A 16,878-nucleotide genomic window follows, 5' to 3' on the forward strand; every position below is an offset into this window, starting at 1 on the left:
CCGCCCGCCTCAGCCGAAGACGGCGTGGGCCACGGTGTAGATCGCCAGGCCCGCCAGCGCGCCCACGATCGAGCCGTTGATGCGGATGTACTGCAGGTCCTTGCCCATGTAGAGCTCGATGGTCCGGGAGGCCTGGCGGCCGTCCCAGCGCTGGATGGTCTCCCCGATGACGCCCACCACCTCGGGGCCGTAGGCCCGGGCCAGGTGCTGGGCCGCGTCCGAGGCCCAGCCGTCCACCCGGTCCGCGAGGGCCGGGTCCTCCTGGAGCCGCCCACCGAGGTCCTGGAGGGCGGCCACCATGGCCTGGTGCAGGTCCGAGGCGGGATCGCGCAGCTGGACCAGCAGGGCCTCCTTCGTGGTCGCCCAGGCCTGTCCGGCCCACTCGCGCATCCTGGGGTCGTTGAACAGGTCCCGCTTGGCCTGCTCCACCCGGTCACGCGTGACCGGGTCCTCGCGCATGTCCCGGATCAGCTCGTCCAGCCACTGGTCCACGGAACGGCGCAGTTCGTGCTGCGGCTCGGCCCGCACCGAGGCCAGGTACTTCAGGGCCTCGGCATGGATCCGTTCGGCCAGCAGCTGGTCCACCACCTCGGGCACCCACTGCGGGGACCGGCGCCGGACGCTGCGCACGAAGAACTCGGGATTGCGGGCCACCCAGTCCCCGGTACGTGCCACCACCAGGTCCACCACCCGGTCATGGTGCCGCTCGGAGACCACCTTGCCCAGCACGGTGGACAGGGTCGGGGACCAGTCGGGCTCGACCATGTGGCGCTGCACCAGGCCGGCCAGCACGTCCCGGACCAGGACGTCGTCCAGGGCGTCCAGGATGCCCTCCGCGGTCGCGGAGACCTCGCGCGCCACCCGCTCGGCGTTCGGGCGCCGGCGCAGCCAGGCGCCCGCCCGGTCCGCCACCCGCAGGCCCTCCAGTTTCTCCCGGGCCACGTCCCCGGCCAGGAAGTTCTCCTGCACGAAGGTCCCCAGGGACTCGCCGATGGTGTCCTTCTTACGCGGGATGATCGCCGTGTGCGGGATCTTCAGGCCCATCGGGTGCCGGAACAGGGCGGTCACCGCGAACCAGTCCGCCAGCGCGCCGACCATCCCGCCCTCCGCCGCCGCCCGGACGTAGGCGAGCCACGGATAGCTCTCCTGCAGCGCGAAGGCCAGGACGAAGATCACGGCCATGACCACCAGCAGCCCGGTCGCCACCAGCTTCATCCGCTTCAGGGCGGCCTCGCGTTCGGCCTCACCGGCCCCGGCGGAGCCCGGCGTGACGGCGGGCCCGGGGGTGACGTCGGCCCGGTGCTGCGCCCGGGCGGGGCCGGGCGCGGAGGCGGGCAGGCCGGCATCGGGAAGGTTCTGGTCCATGGATCCTCCGGCCGGGGTCAAAGTGTCAGCACAAGTTAACCAGCAGGTCGCCTGCTGGCGGGCCGGCGCGTGCCCGCCGTTCCTAGGCTGGGCCCGTGTCCGACACCTCGATGCACGTCACCGGCCCGGAACACCCTCATCCTACGGATCACCGACCCCTGGTCATCGCCCACCGCGGATCCTCCGCCGCCTTCGCCGAGAACACCCGTGCCGCGTTCCTGCACGCGCTCGCCGAGGGGGCCGACGGCGTGGAGGTGGACGTCCACCTCAGCCGCGACCGGCACCTGGTCTGCCTCCACGACCCGACCCTGGAACGGACCTCCGACGGTTCCGGGCCGGTCGCCGACCACACCCTGGCCCAGTTGCGCCGGCTGGACTTCCACGGCTGGAAGGGGGCACGCCTTCCCGGCGAGTACGGTCCGGCCTCGGCGCAACTGCTCACGCTGCCGGAGCTGGTCGAACTGCTCGCGGCGGCCGGCCGCCCGGTGCGGCTGGCCCTGGAGCTCAAGCATCCGAGCCCGTTCGGCCACGAGCTGGAGGAGCGCGCCCTGTCCTGCCTGCTGCAGGCGGGCTGGGATCCGGAGACCTCCCGGATCGGGGCGGTGGAGGTCTCCTTCATGAGCTTCTATGCCGGATCCCTGCAGTACCTGGCCCCGGTGGTGGACACCGACCACCTCTGCCCGCTGGTGTCCACCGTGCCGGACGCACCGGTGGCCGGCCGGTTCGGCCTCGGACCGCTGAGCCGTGCCGCGCTGCGGGCGGCGCTGCGCCAGGCCGTGGCGGACGCCGAGCGGCTGATCTGGGAGGGCCGGGCCGGGATGGCGGGCCCGGGCGTGGACTACGTCCGTCACCACCTGGCGGACGTGAAGGCCTGGCTCGCCGCTGGCCGCACCCTGCGGGTGTGGACCGTGGACCGGTCCGAGGACGTGGAGCTGCTGCGGGCCGTGGGCGTCCAGGAGATCACCACGAACCGGCCGGGACCGGTGCTGGCCCAGGTGGTCCGGCGCGGCGCGCCCGTCCCGGCGTACGCCGGGCACTGAGGCGGGTCCGGGCCGGTCGCCGCCGCGCCACGGGCCGGTGGCGGAGAAGTCGACGAGGGGCGTTCTCGGGCCTTCGCGGGCGTCCGCGGGTGGGCCCCGCGGGGTGCGGCCCCGCGGGATGTGTGCATGATCTGGGGCGATGCGGTTATGCTCTCCCCTATCCCTCGTGACGTGATCCCTGTCACGATGATCACTCGACACCCTCGGGAGCAACCATGTCCTCATTCCTCCGGCGACGCATCGCCGCGGTGACCGCAGCGGGGGCCGCGGTCGCCCTGGTCCTGTCCGGCTGTGCGCAGAGCCAGCGCGACGACGCCGGCGGGGAGGCGAGCGGGGGCGAGGGCGACGCGTCCTCGGTGGACAGCCAGTTCATCTTCGCCGCCTCCTCCGACCCCAAGTCCCTGGACCCGGCCTTCGCCAACGACGGCGAGACGTTCCGGGTCTCCCGCCAGATCTTCGAGGGCCTGGTGGGCACCGAACCGGGCACCCCGGACCCGGCCCCGCTGCTGGCGGAGTCCTGGGAGACCAGTGAGGACGGGCTCACCTACGACTTCCAGCTCAAGCAGGGCGTGACCTTCCACGACGGCACGGACTTCAACGCCGAGGCCGTCTGCGCCAACTTCGACCGCTGGTACAACTTCACGGGCATCCAGCAGGCCGAGACGATGTCCTACTACTACGGCAAGCTGTTCCGCGGGTTCGCGGACTCGCCCGAGGACGCGGTCTACGAGTCCTGTGAGGCGGTGGACGAGCACCAGGCCCGGATCACCCTGGCCCAGCCGTTCGCCGGTTTCATCGCCTCCCTGTCCCTGCCGGCCTTCGCCATGCAGTCCCCGGCCGCGATGGAGGAGTTCGGGGCGGACGAGGCCGGTGGCACCGCCGAGTCCCCGGAACTGAGCGAGTATGCCCGCGCGCACCCCACCGGGACCGGCCCGTTCGCCTTCGAGTCCTGGAACGTGGGCCAGGACATCTCCCTGAGCGCCTACCAGGACTACTGGGGTGAGCAGGGTGACGTCCAGGAGATCACCTTCCGGGTGATCGACGACCCGGTGGCCCGCCGCCAGTCCCTCGAGGCCGGCCAGATCGACGGCTATGACCTGGTGGCCCCGGCCGACGTGGCCGACCTGGAGCAGGCCGGGTTCAAGATCTTCACCCGGGATCCGTTCACCATCCTCTACCTGGGCCTGAACCAGGAGGTCGAGGAGCTCAAGGACCCCAAGGTCCGCCAGGCGATCTCCTACGCGATCGACAAGGACGCCCTGATCCGGCAGACGCTCCCGGAGGGCACCAAGCCCGCCACCCAGTTCATCCCGGACTCGGTCAACGGCTACACCGAGGACGTGGAGACCTACGACTACGACCCGGCGAGGGCCAAGGAGCTGCTGGCCGAGGCGGGCTACGAGAACGGCTTCACGGTGGACTTCAACTACCCCACCGGCGTCTCGCGTCCGTACATGCCCACCCCCGAACAGGTCTTCTCGAACCTCTCCGGCCAGCTGGCCGAGGTCGGGATCGAGGTCACGGCGGTCCCGGAGAAGTGGAGCCCGGACTACCTGGACCGCGTCAACGGCACCGCCGACCACGGCATCCACCTGCTGGGCTGGACCGGTGACTACAACGACACCGACAACTTCGTGGGCGTGTTCTTCGGCCAGCAGAAGCCGGAGTTCGGCTTCGACAACCCGGAGCTGTTCGAGGCCCTCAGCGAGGCCCGGCAGGAACCGGTGCTGGAGGAGCAGACGCCCATGTACGAGGAGGTCAACAGGATGGTCTCCGAGTACGTCCCCGCCGTCCCGCTGGCCCACCCGGCCCCCTCGCTGGCCTTCGCCGAGCGAGTGGACGACTACCCGGCCAGCCCGGTCAACGACGAGGTCTACAACCAGATCGAACTGAACAAGTGATCCGACCGTCCCTGGAGCGGGACCGGGTCCACCCCGGTCCCGCCCCGGTCCGCCTGCCCTCCGCGAAGGGACGCTGAGTGTTCCGCCTCATCGGCAACCGACTGCTGCTGCTGGCCCCCACCATCATCGGGCTCTCCGTCCTGCTCTTCCTGTGGGTCCGGGCGCTGCCCGGGGGGCCGGCCACCGCCCTGCTGGGGGACAAGGCCACCCCGGAGGCCGTGGCCAGGGTCAACGAGGCCTACGGCTTCGACCGCCCGATCCTGGAGCAGTACTTCATCTACATGGGCCGGATCCTCTCCGGTGACTTCGGCAACTCCCTGCTGACCAGCCGGCCGGTGCTGGAGGAGTTCGCGGCCCGGTTCCCGGCCACGCTGGAACTGACCGCGTTCGCCCTCCTCTTCGCCGTGGGCTTCGGGATCCCGCTGGGCTACTGGGCCGCTCGGCACGTGGGCCGCTGGCAGGACCAGGCCGCCGTGCTGCTGTCCCTGATGGGTGTGGTGGTGCCCGTGTTCTTCCTGGCCTTCATCCTCAAGTGGGTGTTCGCCGTCCAGTTGGGCTGGCTGCCCACCGACGGTCGCCAGGATCCCCGGATCGACGCCACCCACTACACGAACTTCTTCGTCTGGGACGGGATGATCACCGGGGAGTACGACGCCGCCTGGGATGCCCTGACGCACCTCGTGCTGCCCGGGGTGGCGCTCGGGACCATCCCGCTGGCCATCATCGCCCGGATCACCCGGGCCTCGGTGCTCGAGGTGCAGAACGCGGACTACGTGCGCACCGCCCGGGCCAAGGGCCTGGCCCCCCGGCTGATCCGCAACCGGTTCGTGATGCGCAACGCGCTGCTGCCGGTGACCACCACGCTGGGCCTGCAGCTGGGCCTGCTGATCTCCGGGGCGGTGCTGACCGAGACGGTGTTCGCGTTCAACGGGATCGGCAGCTTCCTGTGGGATGCCATCTTCAACCTCGACTTCCCGGTGCTGCAGGGGTTCATCATCTTCATCGCCGTCATCTACTCCCTGATCAACCTGCTGGTGGACGTCTCGTACGGCCTCATCGACCCCAGGGTGCGTGTCTCATGAGCGTGAACCTGCCTCCCGCCGCCGGCGGTCCCACGGAGGGCCGGACGCCCGGTGGTCCGCCCGCTTCCGACCCGGCGTCCGGGGGCCTGCTGCCCGGGACGACCGGGACGGTCGTGACAGCGGGGCCCCGGCGGGACGATGGCGGTCCCGTGAAGGGCACCTCCGTCTGGAAGGACGCCTTCCTGCGGTTGCGGCGCAACCCCGCCGCGATCGCCGGTGCGGTGATCGTGGCGCTGTTCCTGCTGGTGGCCGTGCTGGCCCCGCTGATCGCCCCGTACCCGGGGGAGGCGGTGCCGGGGGCCCGGGAGATCACTCCGGGCCACATCCCCGGCCCGGGCGAGCTGCCGCAGTTCCCCCTGGGCCTGGACCGCTTCGGCGGGGACGTGCTGTCCAAGCTCATCTGGGGAGCGCAGTCCTCGCTGATGATCGGCGTGGTCTCCACGGCGCTCGGCCTGGCCGGGGGCATGGTGCTGGGCCTGCTGGCCGGTGCGTTCGGCGGCTGGGTCGACGGGGTGGTGATGCGGATCGTGGACATCCTGCTGTCCGTGCCGAACCTGCTGCTGGCCGTGTCGATCGCCGCCGTGCTGGGCCAGGGACCGTACGCGGTGATGATCGCGATCGGCGTCTCCCAGGTGCCGATCTTCGCGCGGTTGCTGCGCTCGTCCATGCTCAGCCAGAAGAGCGCGGACTACGTGCTGGCCGCCCAGACCCTCGGGCTGAGCCGGCGGACCATCACCATGAGCCACGTGCTGCCGAACTCGGTGGGACCCGTGATCGTCCAGGCCACGCTGACCCTGGCGACCGCCGTCATCGATGCCGCCGCCCTGTCCTTCCTGGGCCTGGGTGGTGGCCGCCCGGAGACGGCCGAGTGGGGACGCATGCTCACCTACGCGCAGTCCGAGCTGGGCATCGCCCCGTGGCTGGCCTTCCTGCCCGGCCTCTGCATCGCCGTCACGGCGCTGGGATTCACCCTGCTGGGCGAGTCGCTGCGCGAGGCGCTGGACCCGAAGTCGAGGGCACGGTGAACGGGATGGGTGACGTGCGCACCGAGGACGAGAGGACACCCCGCGTGGAGCCTGAACCCCTGCTGCAGATCCGGGACCTGCAGGTCGACTTCACCACCATGCACGGTTCCGTGCGGGCCGTGGAGGACGCCTCGCTGTCCCTGGAGGCCGGACGCACCCTGGCCGTCGTGGGCGAGTCCGGTTCCGGCAAGTCCACCACCGCGATGGCCGCGATCGGGCTGCTGGCGGGCAACGGGAAGGTGACCGGCGGGTCCATCCGGTTCAACGGCCAGGACCTGGTGGGTCTGCCCGAGTCGAGGATGCGGGACATCCGGGGCCGCCAGATCGGCCTGGTCCCGCAGGACCCCATGTCCAACCTGAATCCCGTGTCCCGGATCGGCACGCAGGTCGCCGAGACCCTGCTGACCCACCGGCTGGCCACCCGCAGGGACGTGGACGCCCGGGTGGTGGAGGTCCTGGAGGCCGCCGGGATCCCCGAGGCCGGACGGCGGTCGAGGCAGTACCCGCACGAGCTCTCCGGGGGGTTGCGCCAGCGTGCCCTGATCGCCGTGGCGCTGGCCTGCCGGCCGCGGCTGCTCATCGCGGACGAGCCGACCTCCGCGCTGGACGTGACCGTCCAGCAGGTGATCCTGGACCAGATCGAGCAGATGACCGACGAACTGGGCACCGCCATCCTGCTCATCACCCACGACCTCGGACTGGCCGCCGAGCGCGCCCAGGACCTGGTGGTGATGCACCGCGGGAAGGTGGTGGAGTCCGGACCGGCGGCCCAGTTGCTGGAGGACCCCCAGCACCCGTACACCCGGTCCCTCGTGCGGGCGGCGCCCTCCGTGGCCGCGGTCCGGCTGGCCCCGGACGCCTTCACCGGAGCGCGCGGCGAAGGCCACCCGGCCCCGGGGCACCGGGAGGACCACCCGGGTGCCCGCCCGCTTCCCGACGGCGGCACGGCCGGTTCACTGCCGGCGTCGGCCCCCGTCCGTGCCGGGGACGGTCGGGGCAGGGGGTGGGGTGCCGGGGCGGACACGGAGCCGCTGGTGACCATCACCGACCTGACCAAGGTCTACCCCGTCCGCGGCGGGGACGACTTCTACGCCGCGAGGAACGTCAGCCTGGAGATCCCCCGCGGCACCACCGTGTCCATCGTGGGGGAGTCCGGCTCGGGCAAGACGACCACGGCGAGGATGCTATTGAGGCTGATCGAGCCGACGTCGGGATCCATCAGCTTCGACGGCCGTGACGTGCTGACCCTGGACCGCCGCGGACTGCGGGACTTCCGCCAGCGCGTGCAGGCGGTCTTCCAGGACCCCTACTCCTCCCTGAACCCGATGTTCACGGTGGGACGCATCATCGAGGAGCCGCTCATCGCCTACAAGCGGGGCGGGGCCCGGGAGCGGCGGGACCGGGTGGCGGAGCTGATGGACCAGGTGGCGCTGCCGTCGAGCATGCACCGCCGGTATCCGGCCGAGCTCTCGGGAGGCCAGCGGCAGCGGGTCGCGATCGCCCGGGCCCTGGCCCTGCGCCCGGAACTGATCGTGTGCGACGAACCGGTCTCCGCCCTGGACGTGCTGGTCCAGGACCAGATCCTGACGCTGCTGGGCGACCTGCAGCAGGAGCTGGGGCTGAGCTACCTGTTCATCTCCCACGACCTGGCCGTGGTCCGGCTGATCTCGGACTACGTCTGCGTGATGAAGGACGGGGAACTGGTCGAGGCCGCCACGAGCGAGGAGATCTTCACCAATCCGCGGCACGCCTACACGCGCAGGCTGCTGGCCTCGATCCCGGGCAACGAACTGGGGATCGAGACCGGCGTGGCCTGAGGGCCCGTCACGCCCGGCGGGGCGGGCCGTCAGAGCGCGCCCTGCTGCCGGGCGACCTTCAGCGTGAGCTGGGCGATCGCCATCTCCTCGTTGGTCGGCACCACCAGCACCGGGATGGCGGACTCCTCGGTGGAGATCACCCGGGGCGCGTGCGAGCGCTCGAGGTTCTTCTCGGCGTCGTACTCCACGCCCAGCGGCTCCAGCCGGTCCAGCACGGTGGCGCGGAACGGGGCGGAGTTCTCCCCGATCCCCGCGGTGAACACGATCGCCTGCGCCCCGCCGACGGCCACGTGGTAGCCGCCCACGTACTTGGCCAGCCGGTAGGAGGCGACCTTGATGGCGGTCCGGGCGCGGCGGTGGCCGGCGTGGGCGGAGTCCAGCACCTGGCGCATGTCCGCGTTGCCGGACATCCCCAGCAGCCCCGACTCGTTGTTCAGCAGCCGGTCCATCTGCTCGGCGTCGTAGTGGTGGTTCCGGATCAGGTGCGTGATGATCGACGGGTCCACGTCCCCGGAGCGCGTGCCCATGACGAGACCGGCCAGCGGGGTGTAACCCATGGAGGTGTCCACGGACCTCCCGCCGCGGATGGCGGTGGCCGAGGCGCCGTTGCCCAGGTGCAGGATCACCGCGTTGAAGTCGTCCCGGTCGATGCCGAGGGTCTCGGCCGCGATCCCGGTGACCAGGTCGTGGCTGGTGCCGTGGAAGCCGTAGCGGCGGATGCCGTTCTCGGTGTAGAGCGCGTCCGGCAGGGCGTAGCGCCAGGCCTCCTCCGGCATGGTCTGGTGGAAGGAGGTGTCGAAGACGACCACCTGGGGCATGTCCGGCCACCGGTCCGCGATGGCCCGCAGGCCCTGGGCGGCCGCCGGGTTGTGCAGCGGGGCCAGCGGGGCCAGCCGCTCGATCGCCCGGATGACCTCCATGGTCACCAGGGCCGGGGCCTTGAAGCGCTCGCCGCCGTGCACCACGCGGTGGCCGGCGGCGGCGATCTGACGGTCCCCGAGAATCTCCTCCAGTTCCTCGTTGACCCGTTCCAGCGCCTCGACGTGGTTGTCGATCCCGGAGCCGGGCACCCCGATGCGCTCCACCAGGCCCTTCGCCACCACCGGGTCCGCCGGCTCCGTGCCGTCGGCATTGACCTCACGAACCTGGTACTTCAGTGAGGAGGAGCCGGAGTTGATGACGAGGATGAGCATGTCTGGGAGAGCCTTTCTGGGGAGGCGGGGGCCGGAGCCGGTGGTCAGTCGCCCTGGGCCTGGATGGCGGTGATGGCCACGGTGTTGACGATGTCGTCCACCGTGCACCCGCGGGAGAGGTCGTTGACCGGCTTGTTCAGTCCCTGCAGCACCGGCCCGACGGCCACGGCCCCGGAGGACTGCTGGACCGCCTTGTACGTGTTGTTGCCCGTGTTCAGGTCCGGGAAGATGAACACGGTCGCCTGGCCGGCCACCTCGGAGTCCGGCATCTTCGAGGCGGCCACGGAGGCGTTCACCGCCGCGTCGTACTGCAGCGGGCCGTCCACCTTCAGCTCCGGGTGGGCCGCCCGGACCAGTTCGGTGGCGGTGCGGACCTTGTCCACCGCCTCCCCGGAGCCGGAGCCGCCGGTGGAGTAGGACAGCATGGCCACCCGCGGGTCCACGCCGAACTGGTGGGCGGTCACGGACGAGGCGTAGGCGATGTCGGCCAGCTGGTCGGCGTCCGGGTCCGGGTTCACGGCGCAGTCGCCGTAGACCAGGGCGCGGTCCGGCAGCAGCATGAAGAACACGGAGGAGACGATCGAGACCCCGGGACGGGTCTTCACGAACTCCAGTGCCGGGCGGATGGTGTTGGCGGTGGTGTGTGCCGCCCCGGAGACCATGCCGTCCACGTCTCCCAGGTGGACCATCATCGTGCCGAAGTACGCGCCCTCGGTCATCACCTCGCGCGCCCGGTCGATGTCCACCCCCTTGTGGGAGCGCAGCCGGGCGTACTCCTCGGCGTAGCGCTCACGGGCCGGCGCGGTGGCGGGGTCCAGCAGTTCCAGGCCGGTCAGGTCCACGCCCTCGCGGGCCGCCACGTCGCGCACCAGGGCCTCGTCGCCGAGCACCACGAGGTCGCACACGTCCCGGCGGCGCAGGATCTCGGCGGCGCGCAGGATGCGGGGGTCCTCGCCCTCCGGGAGCACGATCCGCTTCCGGTCGGCCCGGGCCCGCTCGATCAGCCCGTGCAGGAAGCGCAGCGGGGTGGTCCGCTCGGCGCGCGGCAGCTGGATGCGCTCGAACAACTCGTTGCCGTCCACGCGCTGGTGCCAGGCGCCCAGGGCTGCGGCGGTCTTGCGGGGCTGGGCGCTGGAGAGCTCGCTGCGCACCGTGGCGACGGACCGGGCCGTGCTGAAGGTGTCGGCGAAAGTGCTGAAGATCGGGAAGGTCGCCCCGGCGTAGAGTCGGCGGATCTGCTCGTTGGGCTCGATCCCGTTGGTCAGGATCATCCCGGAGGCCACGGGGAACTCCGGGGCCAGGGACGAGGCGACGGTGGCGAGCACGGCGTCCGAGCGGTCCCCGGAGACCAGCACGAGGGCGCCCTCACGCAGGATCTGCAGGAAGTTCCCGCCCTCCATGGACACGGCCCTGACCTCGGAGACGTCACGGTCCAGGTTCGTGTTGCCGGCCACCTGGGTCAGGCCGAGGGCGGCGGCGATCTCCGCCACCGAGGGCAGCGCCAGCTCGGGCAGCTCGGGCAGGACGTACACCGGCCAGGCGTGGCGGCCGGGGCGGATGGCCTCGGTGACCGTGTCCAGGCGTGCCGGGTCGGCCCGGTTGACCATCATCGCCAGCAGCTCGACGCCGGACTCGTCCAGGGTGCGCCGGGCCAGGTCCACGGCATCGGCGACGCCGGTCCCGTCCAGCCCGGCAGCGGAGACCACGCCCACCACGGGCGTGCCCAGGTGGCGGGCCAGCGAGGCGTTGAGGTCGAGCTCGATCGCCGGGTCTGCCCCGGTCAGGTCCGTGCCCTCGACCACGATGATCGCGCAGGCCGCAGCCATCTCGTCGAACTGGGCCACGCAGCGCTCGTGCAGTTCGTCGGAACGGCCCTCGGCCAGCATGCCCCGCGCCTCGGCGGCCGTCACCCCGCCCCGGGACCGGCCGGCGTCGAGCCCGTAGCTCTCCCGCATCAGCTGGACCATGGGGTCGGCCTCCACCGAGTCACCCGGGACCACCGGGCGGAAGAAGCCGATCGAACCGGTGCGCTTGTACAGCGAGTCCGCCAGCCCGAGCGTCACGAGGGACTTGCCGGCCCCGTTGGTGGTGGTGGTGACGAAGATGCCCTGGGTCATGTCGCGTTCCAAGCCTTCCCGTGGACGGTGTGCCTCGGATCCCACTCTAGGCGCGCGCTCCGCGGGCTCCGGCCACGTGGGCGCTTTGGGAGCGGCCCTGATCACCGGCTACCGTGTCCTACGCCATTCTCCTGTCATCCCATCGCACCTCACCTAGGGGACACCATGTCACGTCACGACCCCGTGGACCGCCATCATCCGGTCCACAACCCCGAGATCGTCGGGTTCACGCAGGCCGAGATCGACGAGACGCCGGTCAAGGTCAAGTGGAACTCGCTGGGTCCCGGCATCGTCGCCGCCGCCACCGGCGTGGGCGCCGCGGACCTCGTCGCCACCCTGACGGCGGGCTCGCGCTACGGCTACGGGCTCATGTGGGCCGTGGTGCTGGGCGTCATCTTCAAGATCGTGCTCGTGGAGGGCACCGGCCGGTACTACCTGTCCACCGGCAAGACCATCTTCCAGGGCTGGCGCACCCTGGGCGTCTGGACCAGCTGGTACTTCGGCATCTACATCATGATCTGGGGCTTCGTCTACGGGGCCACCGCCATGAGCTCGGTGGCGCTGCCCCTCTCGGCGCTGTTCCCGGAGGTCGACTCCAAGATCTTCGCGATCGTCTCCGGGCTGATCGGCCTGGGCCTGGTGTGGATCAACAAGTACGGGCTCATCGAGAAGCTCATGACCGTGCTCATCGGCATCATGTTCTTCGCCGTGCTGGTCTCGGCGGCCCTGACCGCGCCGAACCTCGGGGAGATCCTCACCGGGCTGATCCCCATGATCCCCGCGGAGGAGGGCGCCATGTTCTACGTCCTCGGACTGGCCGGCGGCGTCGGCGGCACCATCACCCTGGCCGCCTACGGCTACTGGCTGCGCGAGAAGGGCTGGAACACGCCCAAGTGGATGAAGGTCATGCGCTACGACAACGCCACGGCCTACGTCCTCACCGGCATCTTCGTGATCGCCACCATGATCATGGGCGTGGAGCTGCTGCACTCGGCCGGGCTGGCCATCTCCGCCGGTGACCGCGGGCTGCTGGACGTGGGCAACGTGCTGGCCGACCGCTACGGCCAGGCGTTCTCCATCATCTTCCTGATCGGCTTCTTCGCCGCCTCCTTCTCCTCCCTGCTGGGCGTGTGGCACGGCGTCTCGCTGATGTTCGCCGACTTCTGGACGAACTTCCGCAAGCCGGCCGACAGCCTGGACCAGGACGACGCCCCCTCGCTGGAGTCGAAGCCGGCCCGGTTCTACCTGATCTGGCTGACCATCCTGCCGATGTCCCTGCTGTTCCTGGAGCGGCCGATCTTCCTGATCCTGCTCTACGGCACGCTCGGGGCGCTCTTCATGCCGTTCCTGGCCGTCACGCTGCTGTTCCTGAACAACCAGCGCAAGCTCGTCCCGGCGAAGTTCCGCAACCGCTGGTTCCACAACGCCCTGCTGGGCCTCACCGCCCTCGTCTTCGTGGTCCTCGGCGGTTACGAGCTCATCAAGGCGGTGGCGCCGCTCTTCGGCGGCGGCGCATAGCCCACCCCTTGGGCCCCCGGCGGCGGTGGGGCAGACTGGATGCATGATCGTCGCCTTCTCCGTCGCCCCCTCCGGAACGCCCCGCCCCGGGGATCCCGGTACGCAGCACCAGGCCGAGGACGGTTCGGTGCACGACGCCGTGGCCGCCGCCGTGCAGGTGGTCCGGGACTCCGGGCTGCCCAACCGCACCTCCTCGATGTTCACCGAGATCGAGGGGGAGTGGGACGAGGTCATGGCGGTCGTCAAGGACGCCGTGGACGCCGTGGCCCCGTTCGGCTCACGGATCTCGCTGGTGCTCAAGGCGGACATCCGGCCCGGGCACACCGGTGAGCTCGACGGCAAGGTCGAGCGCCTGGAAGCGGCCCTGAAGAACCGGTGAGCGGGTCCGGGAACCAGGCCCGCTTCTACGTCCGCGACGCCGCCCAGGCCGACCTCGAGGCCGTGCTGGCCATGAAGGCCGTCGCCTGGCGCGAGGCCTACGGCCACCTGAGGGACGAACCGTTCTTCACCGCCGCCGAGGCGACCCTGCCGCAACAGGTCGAGCACTGGCGCCGGGAACTGGCGCGGGGCACCGAGCTGTGGCTGGCCGAGGACGCCCGCGGCCGCTGCGTGGGCCTGGCCTCGGCCGGTCCCCTCGTCACCGCGGATGCCCCGGACCCGGCAGCCGGGCCCGGGGCCACCGGGTCCTGGGAGGCGGGGGTCGTTGGGTCGGTCGATGCCGGGTTGCCCCCACTCGAGCTCCGCGCGCTCTACGTGCTGGCCGAGGCCCAGGGGTCCGGCGTGGCCGACGCCCTCCTGGCCCGGGCCGTCGGCAGTTCACCCTGCCGGGTCCGGATCGTCTCGGCCGACGAGTGCGCCCGCGCCTTCTACCGCCGGCACGGTTTCGCCGAGGTCGGCGCCCCCGTCCCGATGACCGGCCCCTGGGCCGGGCTGGACGAGCAGCTCATGGTGCGCCGTGGCGCGTGAGCGTTCCGGCCGGAAGTCCGCGGGCAGGAAGGGCGGTGCCGGGGGCCGCCCGGCCTCGCGCGGCGGGGAGGTTCCGGGGATCGAACCCGGCGTCTTCACCATCGACTCGGGCACCGCGGAGATCCTGCGCGATCCCTTCACCGACGGGGCCTGGCTGCTCAAGCTCAACGGCGCGGAGTCCTCCCAGCTCAACCCGGAGGACCCGCTGGACCTGGGCTTCGAGTACATGCGCTGGATCGCGGCGGTCATCATGCACCGCTGGGCACCGGAGGAGCCACTGCGGATCCTGCACCTGGGCGCCGCCGGGTGCACGCTGGCCCGCTGGGCGGCGGCCTGGTACCCGGACTCCCGGCAGACGGCCGTGGAGCTCGACGCCGGCCTGGCCGCGCTGGCCCGCGACCGCTTCGCCCTGCCCCGCGCCCCGCGGCTGCGGATCCGCGTGGGTGAGGCCGGAGAGGTACTGGGCGGTGCCCATGAGCACAGCCGGGACGTGATCGTCCGGGACGTCTTCGCCGGGACCACGCCCGAGGACCAGGTCACCCCGGATCACCTGGTCGGCCTGGACGCGGCCCGCCACGCCCGGCGGGTGCTGGGCGCGGACGGGGTCTACCTGGTGAACCACGGCGGGGGCCCGGACCTGACCGCCGCACGGCGGGAGGCGGCCACGCTCCGCGCCGTCTTCGGCACCGTGGTGGCGATCGCCGACCCGCAGATGCTCAAGGGCCGGCGTCGCGGCAACATCGTCTTCGCCGCCACGGACGGCCGGCTCACGGCCCGGGACGGGGGAGGGGCCCTCAGCCGGGACGGCCTGGTGCGGCACCTGCTCGCCGACCCGCTCCCGGCCCGCCTCGTGGACCCCGTCACGGACTTCGCGGCAGGGGCCCGGCCCTTAGCCGAACCGCTCCCGGGAACTAAACTGGGATCATCATCCGCCCGTGTCAACGACGACACCGGCGAGAACGACAGGAGGCCGTCATGACCGGTTCACAGGACCACGACAACAGCCCGATCACTCCCGAACAGGCCACCACCCACGGCATCGTGGTGGGCGTGGACGGCTCCGAACAGTCCGTCTCGGCGGCGAAGTGGGGAGCCCGGGAGGCGGAACTGCGCGGCCTGCCCCTGACCCTGGTCACCGCCTACACGATGCCCGTGTTCGCGGCCTCCGCGCTGGAGGCCGGGTACGGCATCCCGGACGACACCATGATCCGCGACGGCGCCATGCAGGTGCTGCAGGGCGTGGTGAACCAACTGGGCAACCTCAACGTGCCGCTGGTGCACCGGGTGGAGATGGGCGACGCCGCCGGGGTGCTGGTGGACTACTCGGCCAATGCCAACCTGCTGGTGGCCGGCACGCGCGGCCGCGGCGGGTTCCTCGGACGACTGCTGGGCTCGGTGGCGGGAGCGCTCCCGGCCCACGCGAAGTGCCCCGTGGTGATCGTGCCCAAGGGTGAACACGCCAGCCGGGCCGCCGAGGGGATCCCCGTGGTGGTCGGCGTGGACGGATCCGAACAGGGCCGCGTGGCGGCGCTGGCCGCGGCCCTGGAGGCCGACGTCCGCCGGTCCCCGCTGCGGGTGGTCATCGCCATGCCGCCGATCTCCGGTGCGGTCGCCTGGCTGCCGGCCACCGTGGACGAGCAGGCCATGATCGAGGAGATGCAGGAGAAGCTCGAGGCTGGGGTCGAGTGGCTGCGTTCCGAGTTCCCGGGGCTGGAGGTCAGCTCCGAGATCATCGACGGCGTGCCGGTGGACGTCCTGGTCGGGGAGTCGAAGACCGCCCGGCTGACCGTCGTCGGCACCCGCGGCCACGGCGGATTCACCGGCGCCCTGCTGGGGTCCACGAGCCAGGGCATCATCTCGCACGCCCACGGTCCCGTCATGGTGGTGCCCTACCTCAAGGACAGCCGCCTGGCGACGCGGGCGAGCTTCGGCCCGATGTACTCCTGACCCGCGCAGCCTGAGGGGGCACCTCATCCCCAGCCGAGATCGTGCAGCGTGGCGTCGTCGATCCCGAAGAAGTGCGCCACCTCGTGGACGACCGTCACCGTGATCTCCTCCACCAGTTCCTCCCGGTCCCGGCACATCCGCAGCAGCGGACCCCGGAAGATCACGATGCGATCGGGGAGCTGCCAGGGCATCTCCGCGCGTTCGGTCAGCGGGATGCCGTCGTAGAGCCCGAGCAGTTCCGTGCCGGGGTCCTCCCAGGGCTCCGGCTCATACTCCTCCTCGACGAAGACCGCCACGTTGGACAGGCGCTCGGTCAGGGCCGGCGGGATCGCCTCGAGGGCGTCGGAGACGGCACGGTCGAAGTCCTCCTCGGACATCTCGGCGGGCTCGGGAGGGTCGGGGTGGTGATCGGATGGGTCCACCCGTCCATCGTGCCCGTTCCCGGGGGGGGTCTTCGGGCATCGCCCCGGTTTGCGGTTCGGCATGGGAAGCCTCTAGACTCTTGCAGGTCCACTTCGGGAACCCGAAGTGTTCAGGCCCCCATCGTCTAGAGGCCTAGGACACCGCCCTTTCACGGCGGCGACACGGGTTCGAATCCCGTTGGGGGTACGCAGGAAACGCTGGTCCAGCCGTCAGGCCGGGCCGCCGGACGAAGTGGTCAAACCACTGCAAAACGTCTGGTAGAGTGGTTTCTCGCACACTGGCCCTGTAGCGCAGTTGGTTAGCGCGCCGCCCTGTCACGGCGGAGGTCGCGGGTTCGAGTCCCGTCAGGGTCGCTCGGATGTTCCGATTGCCGGATAACACCGGCACGGAGGATCTTGGTGATCACCGGTCTAGCCACCGGATGGTGCCAGGCTCTGTAGCTCAGTTGGTAGAGCGTTCGACTGAAAATCGAAAGGTCACCGGA

14 protein-coding genes and 2 tRNA genes are annotated in these 16,878 nt (G+C 71.2%); 12 read left to right on the top strand and 4 right to left on the bottom strand.

Going from position 1 to position 16,878, the window contains the following annotated elements:
- Positions 1-9: 9 nt before the first annotated feature.
- Entirely contained in the window at positions 10-1,365 is a 1,356-nt protein-coding gene (locus tag Q0283_RS13435; protein WP_183530208.1) for a DUF445 domain-containing protein, read from the bottom strand.
- Positions 1,366-1,460: 95 nt separating this feature from the next.
- Here Q0283_RS13435 and Q0283_RS13440 point away from each other — a divergent pair, with 95 nt between their 5' ends.
- The 5 genes from Q0283_RS13440 (at position 1,461) to Q0283_RS13460 (ending at position 8,230) form a co-directional block, all read left to right on the top strand.
- Entirely contained in the window at positions 1,461-2,405 is a 945-nt protein-coding gene (locus Q0283_RS13440) for a glycerophosphodiester phosphodiesterase family protein (protein WP_298045097.1), read from the top strand.
- Positions 2,406-2,620: 215 nt separating this feature from the next.
- Complete coding sequence (locus Q0283_RS13445; protein WP_298045098.1) at positions 2,621-4,306, top strand: ABC transporter substrate-binding protein; 1,686 nt, start codon at positions 2,621-2,623, stop codon at positions 4,304-4,306.
- Positions 4,307-4,383: 77 nt separating this feature from the next.
- A complete protein-coding gene (locus tag Q0283_RS13450; RefSeq protein WP_298045099.1) occupies positions 4,384-5,388 on the top strand; it encodes an ABC transporter permease in 1,005 nt (334 codons plus the stop codon).
- A complete protein-coding gene (locus tag Q0283_RS13455; RefSeq protein ID WP_298045100.1) occupies positions 5,385-6,413 on the top strand; it encodes an ABC transporter permease in 1,029 nt (342 codons plus the stop codon). Before Q0283_RS13450 ends, Q0283_RS13455 begins: the two co-directional genes overlap by 4 nt.
- Before the next feature lie 5 nt (positions 6,414-6,418).
- A complete protein-coding gene (locus tag Q0283_RS13460; RefSeq protein ID WP_298045101.1) occupies positions 6,419-8,230 on the top strand; it encodes an ABC transporter ATP-binding protein in 1,812 nt (603 codons plus the stop codon).
- 29 nt (positions 8,231-8,259) lie between these two features.
- Here Q0283_RS13460 and Q0283_RS13465 read toward each other — a convergent pair whose 3' ends face one another.
- A complete protein-coding gene (locus Q0283_RS13465; RefSeq protein WP_298045102.1) occupies positions 8,260-9,423 on the bottom strand; it encodes an acetate/propionate family kinase in 1,164 nt (387 codons plus the stop codon).
- Positions 9,424-9,467: 44 nt separating this feature from the next.
- On the bottom strand, positions 9,468-11,540 hold the full coding sequence (pta, locus tag Q0283_RS13470; protein ID WP_183529431.1) for a phosphate acetyltransferase: 2,073 nt from the start codon (positions 11,538-11,540) through the stop codon (positions 9,468-9,470).
- Positions 11,541-11,705: 165 nt separating this feature from the next.
- Here pta and Q0283_RS13475 point away from each other — a divergent pair, with 165 nt between their 5' ends.
- From Q0283_RS13475 to Q0283_RS13495, 5 genes are read left to right on the top strand one after another with little or no spacing between them, the layout of a single operon-like run.
- Entirely contained in the window at positions 11,706-13,058 is a 1,353-nt protein-coding gene (locus Q0283_RS13475) for an Nramp family divalent metal transporter (protein ID WP_298045104.1), read from the top strand.
- Positions 13,059-13,101: 43 nt separating this feature from the next.
- On the top strand, positions 13,102-13,437 hold the full coding sequence (locus Q0283_RS13480) for a thiamine-binding protein (RefSeq protein WP_010143582.1): 336 nt from the start codon (positions 13,102-13,104) through the stop codon (positions 13,435-13,437).
- Entirely contained in the window at positions 13,434-14,024 is a 591-nt protein-coding gene (locus tag Q0283_RS13485; protein ID WP_298045106.1) for a GNAT family N-acetyltransferase, read from the top strand. The genes Q0283_RS13480 and Q0283_RS13485 overlap by 4 nt, the downstream gene beginning before the upstream one ends.
- The gene (locus tag Q0283_RS13490) at positions 14,014-15,003 is read left to right on the top strand and encodes a spermidine synthase (protein WP_183529427.1); all 990 of its coding nucleotides are present in this window, start codon (positions 14,014-14,016) and stop codon (positions 15,001-15,003) included. The genes Q0283_RS13485 and Q0283_RS13490 overlap by 11 nt, the downstream gene beginning before the upstream one ends.
- Entirely contained in the window at positions 15,000-15,971 is a 972-nt protein-coding gene (locus Q0283_RS13495; protein ID WP_183529425.1) for a universal stress protein, read from the top strand. The genes Q0283_RS13490 and Q0283_RS13495 overlap by 4 nt, the downstream gene beginning before the upstream one ends.
- Before the next feature lie 23 nt (positions 15,972-15,994).
- Here Q0283_RS13495 and Q0283_RS13500 read toward each other — a convergent pair whose 3' ends face one another.
- Positions 15,995-16,393: a metallopeptidase family protein gene (locus Q0283_RS13500; protein WP_298045108.1), complete on the bottom strand. Its 399-nt coding sequence runs from the start codon at positions 16,391-16,393 to the stop codon at positions 15,995-15,997.
- A gap of 114 nt (positions 16,394-16,507) precedes the next feature.
- Between Q0283_RS13500 and Q0283_RS13505 the strand changes: the two genes are divergently transcribed.
- Together Q0283_RS13505 and Q0283_RS13510 are read left to right on the top strand one after the other, a co-directional pair.
- A tRNA-Glu gene (locus Q0283_RS13505) sits at positions 16,508-16,580 on the top strand.
- A gap of 93 nt (positions 16,581-16,673) precedes the next feature.
- Positions 16,674-16,747: transfer RNA gene (locus Q0283_RS13510), tRNA-Asp, on the top strand.
- The last annotated feature ends 131 nt before the right edge of the window (positions 16,748-16,878 follow it).

This window comes from uncultured Citricoccus sp. (assembly GCF_937871995.1).
Lineage (GTDB): Bacteria > Actinomycetota > Actinomycetes > Actinomycetales > Micrococcaceae > Citricoccus.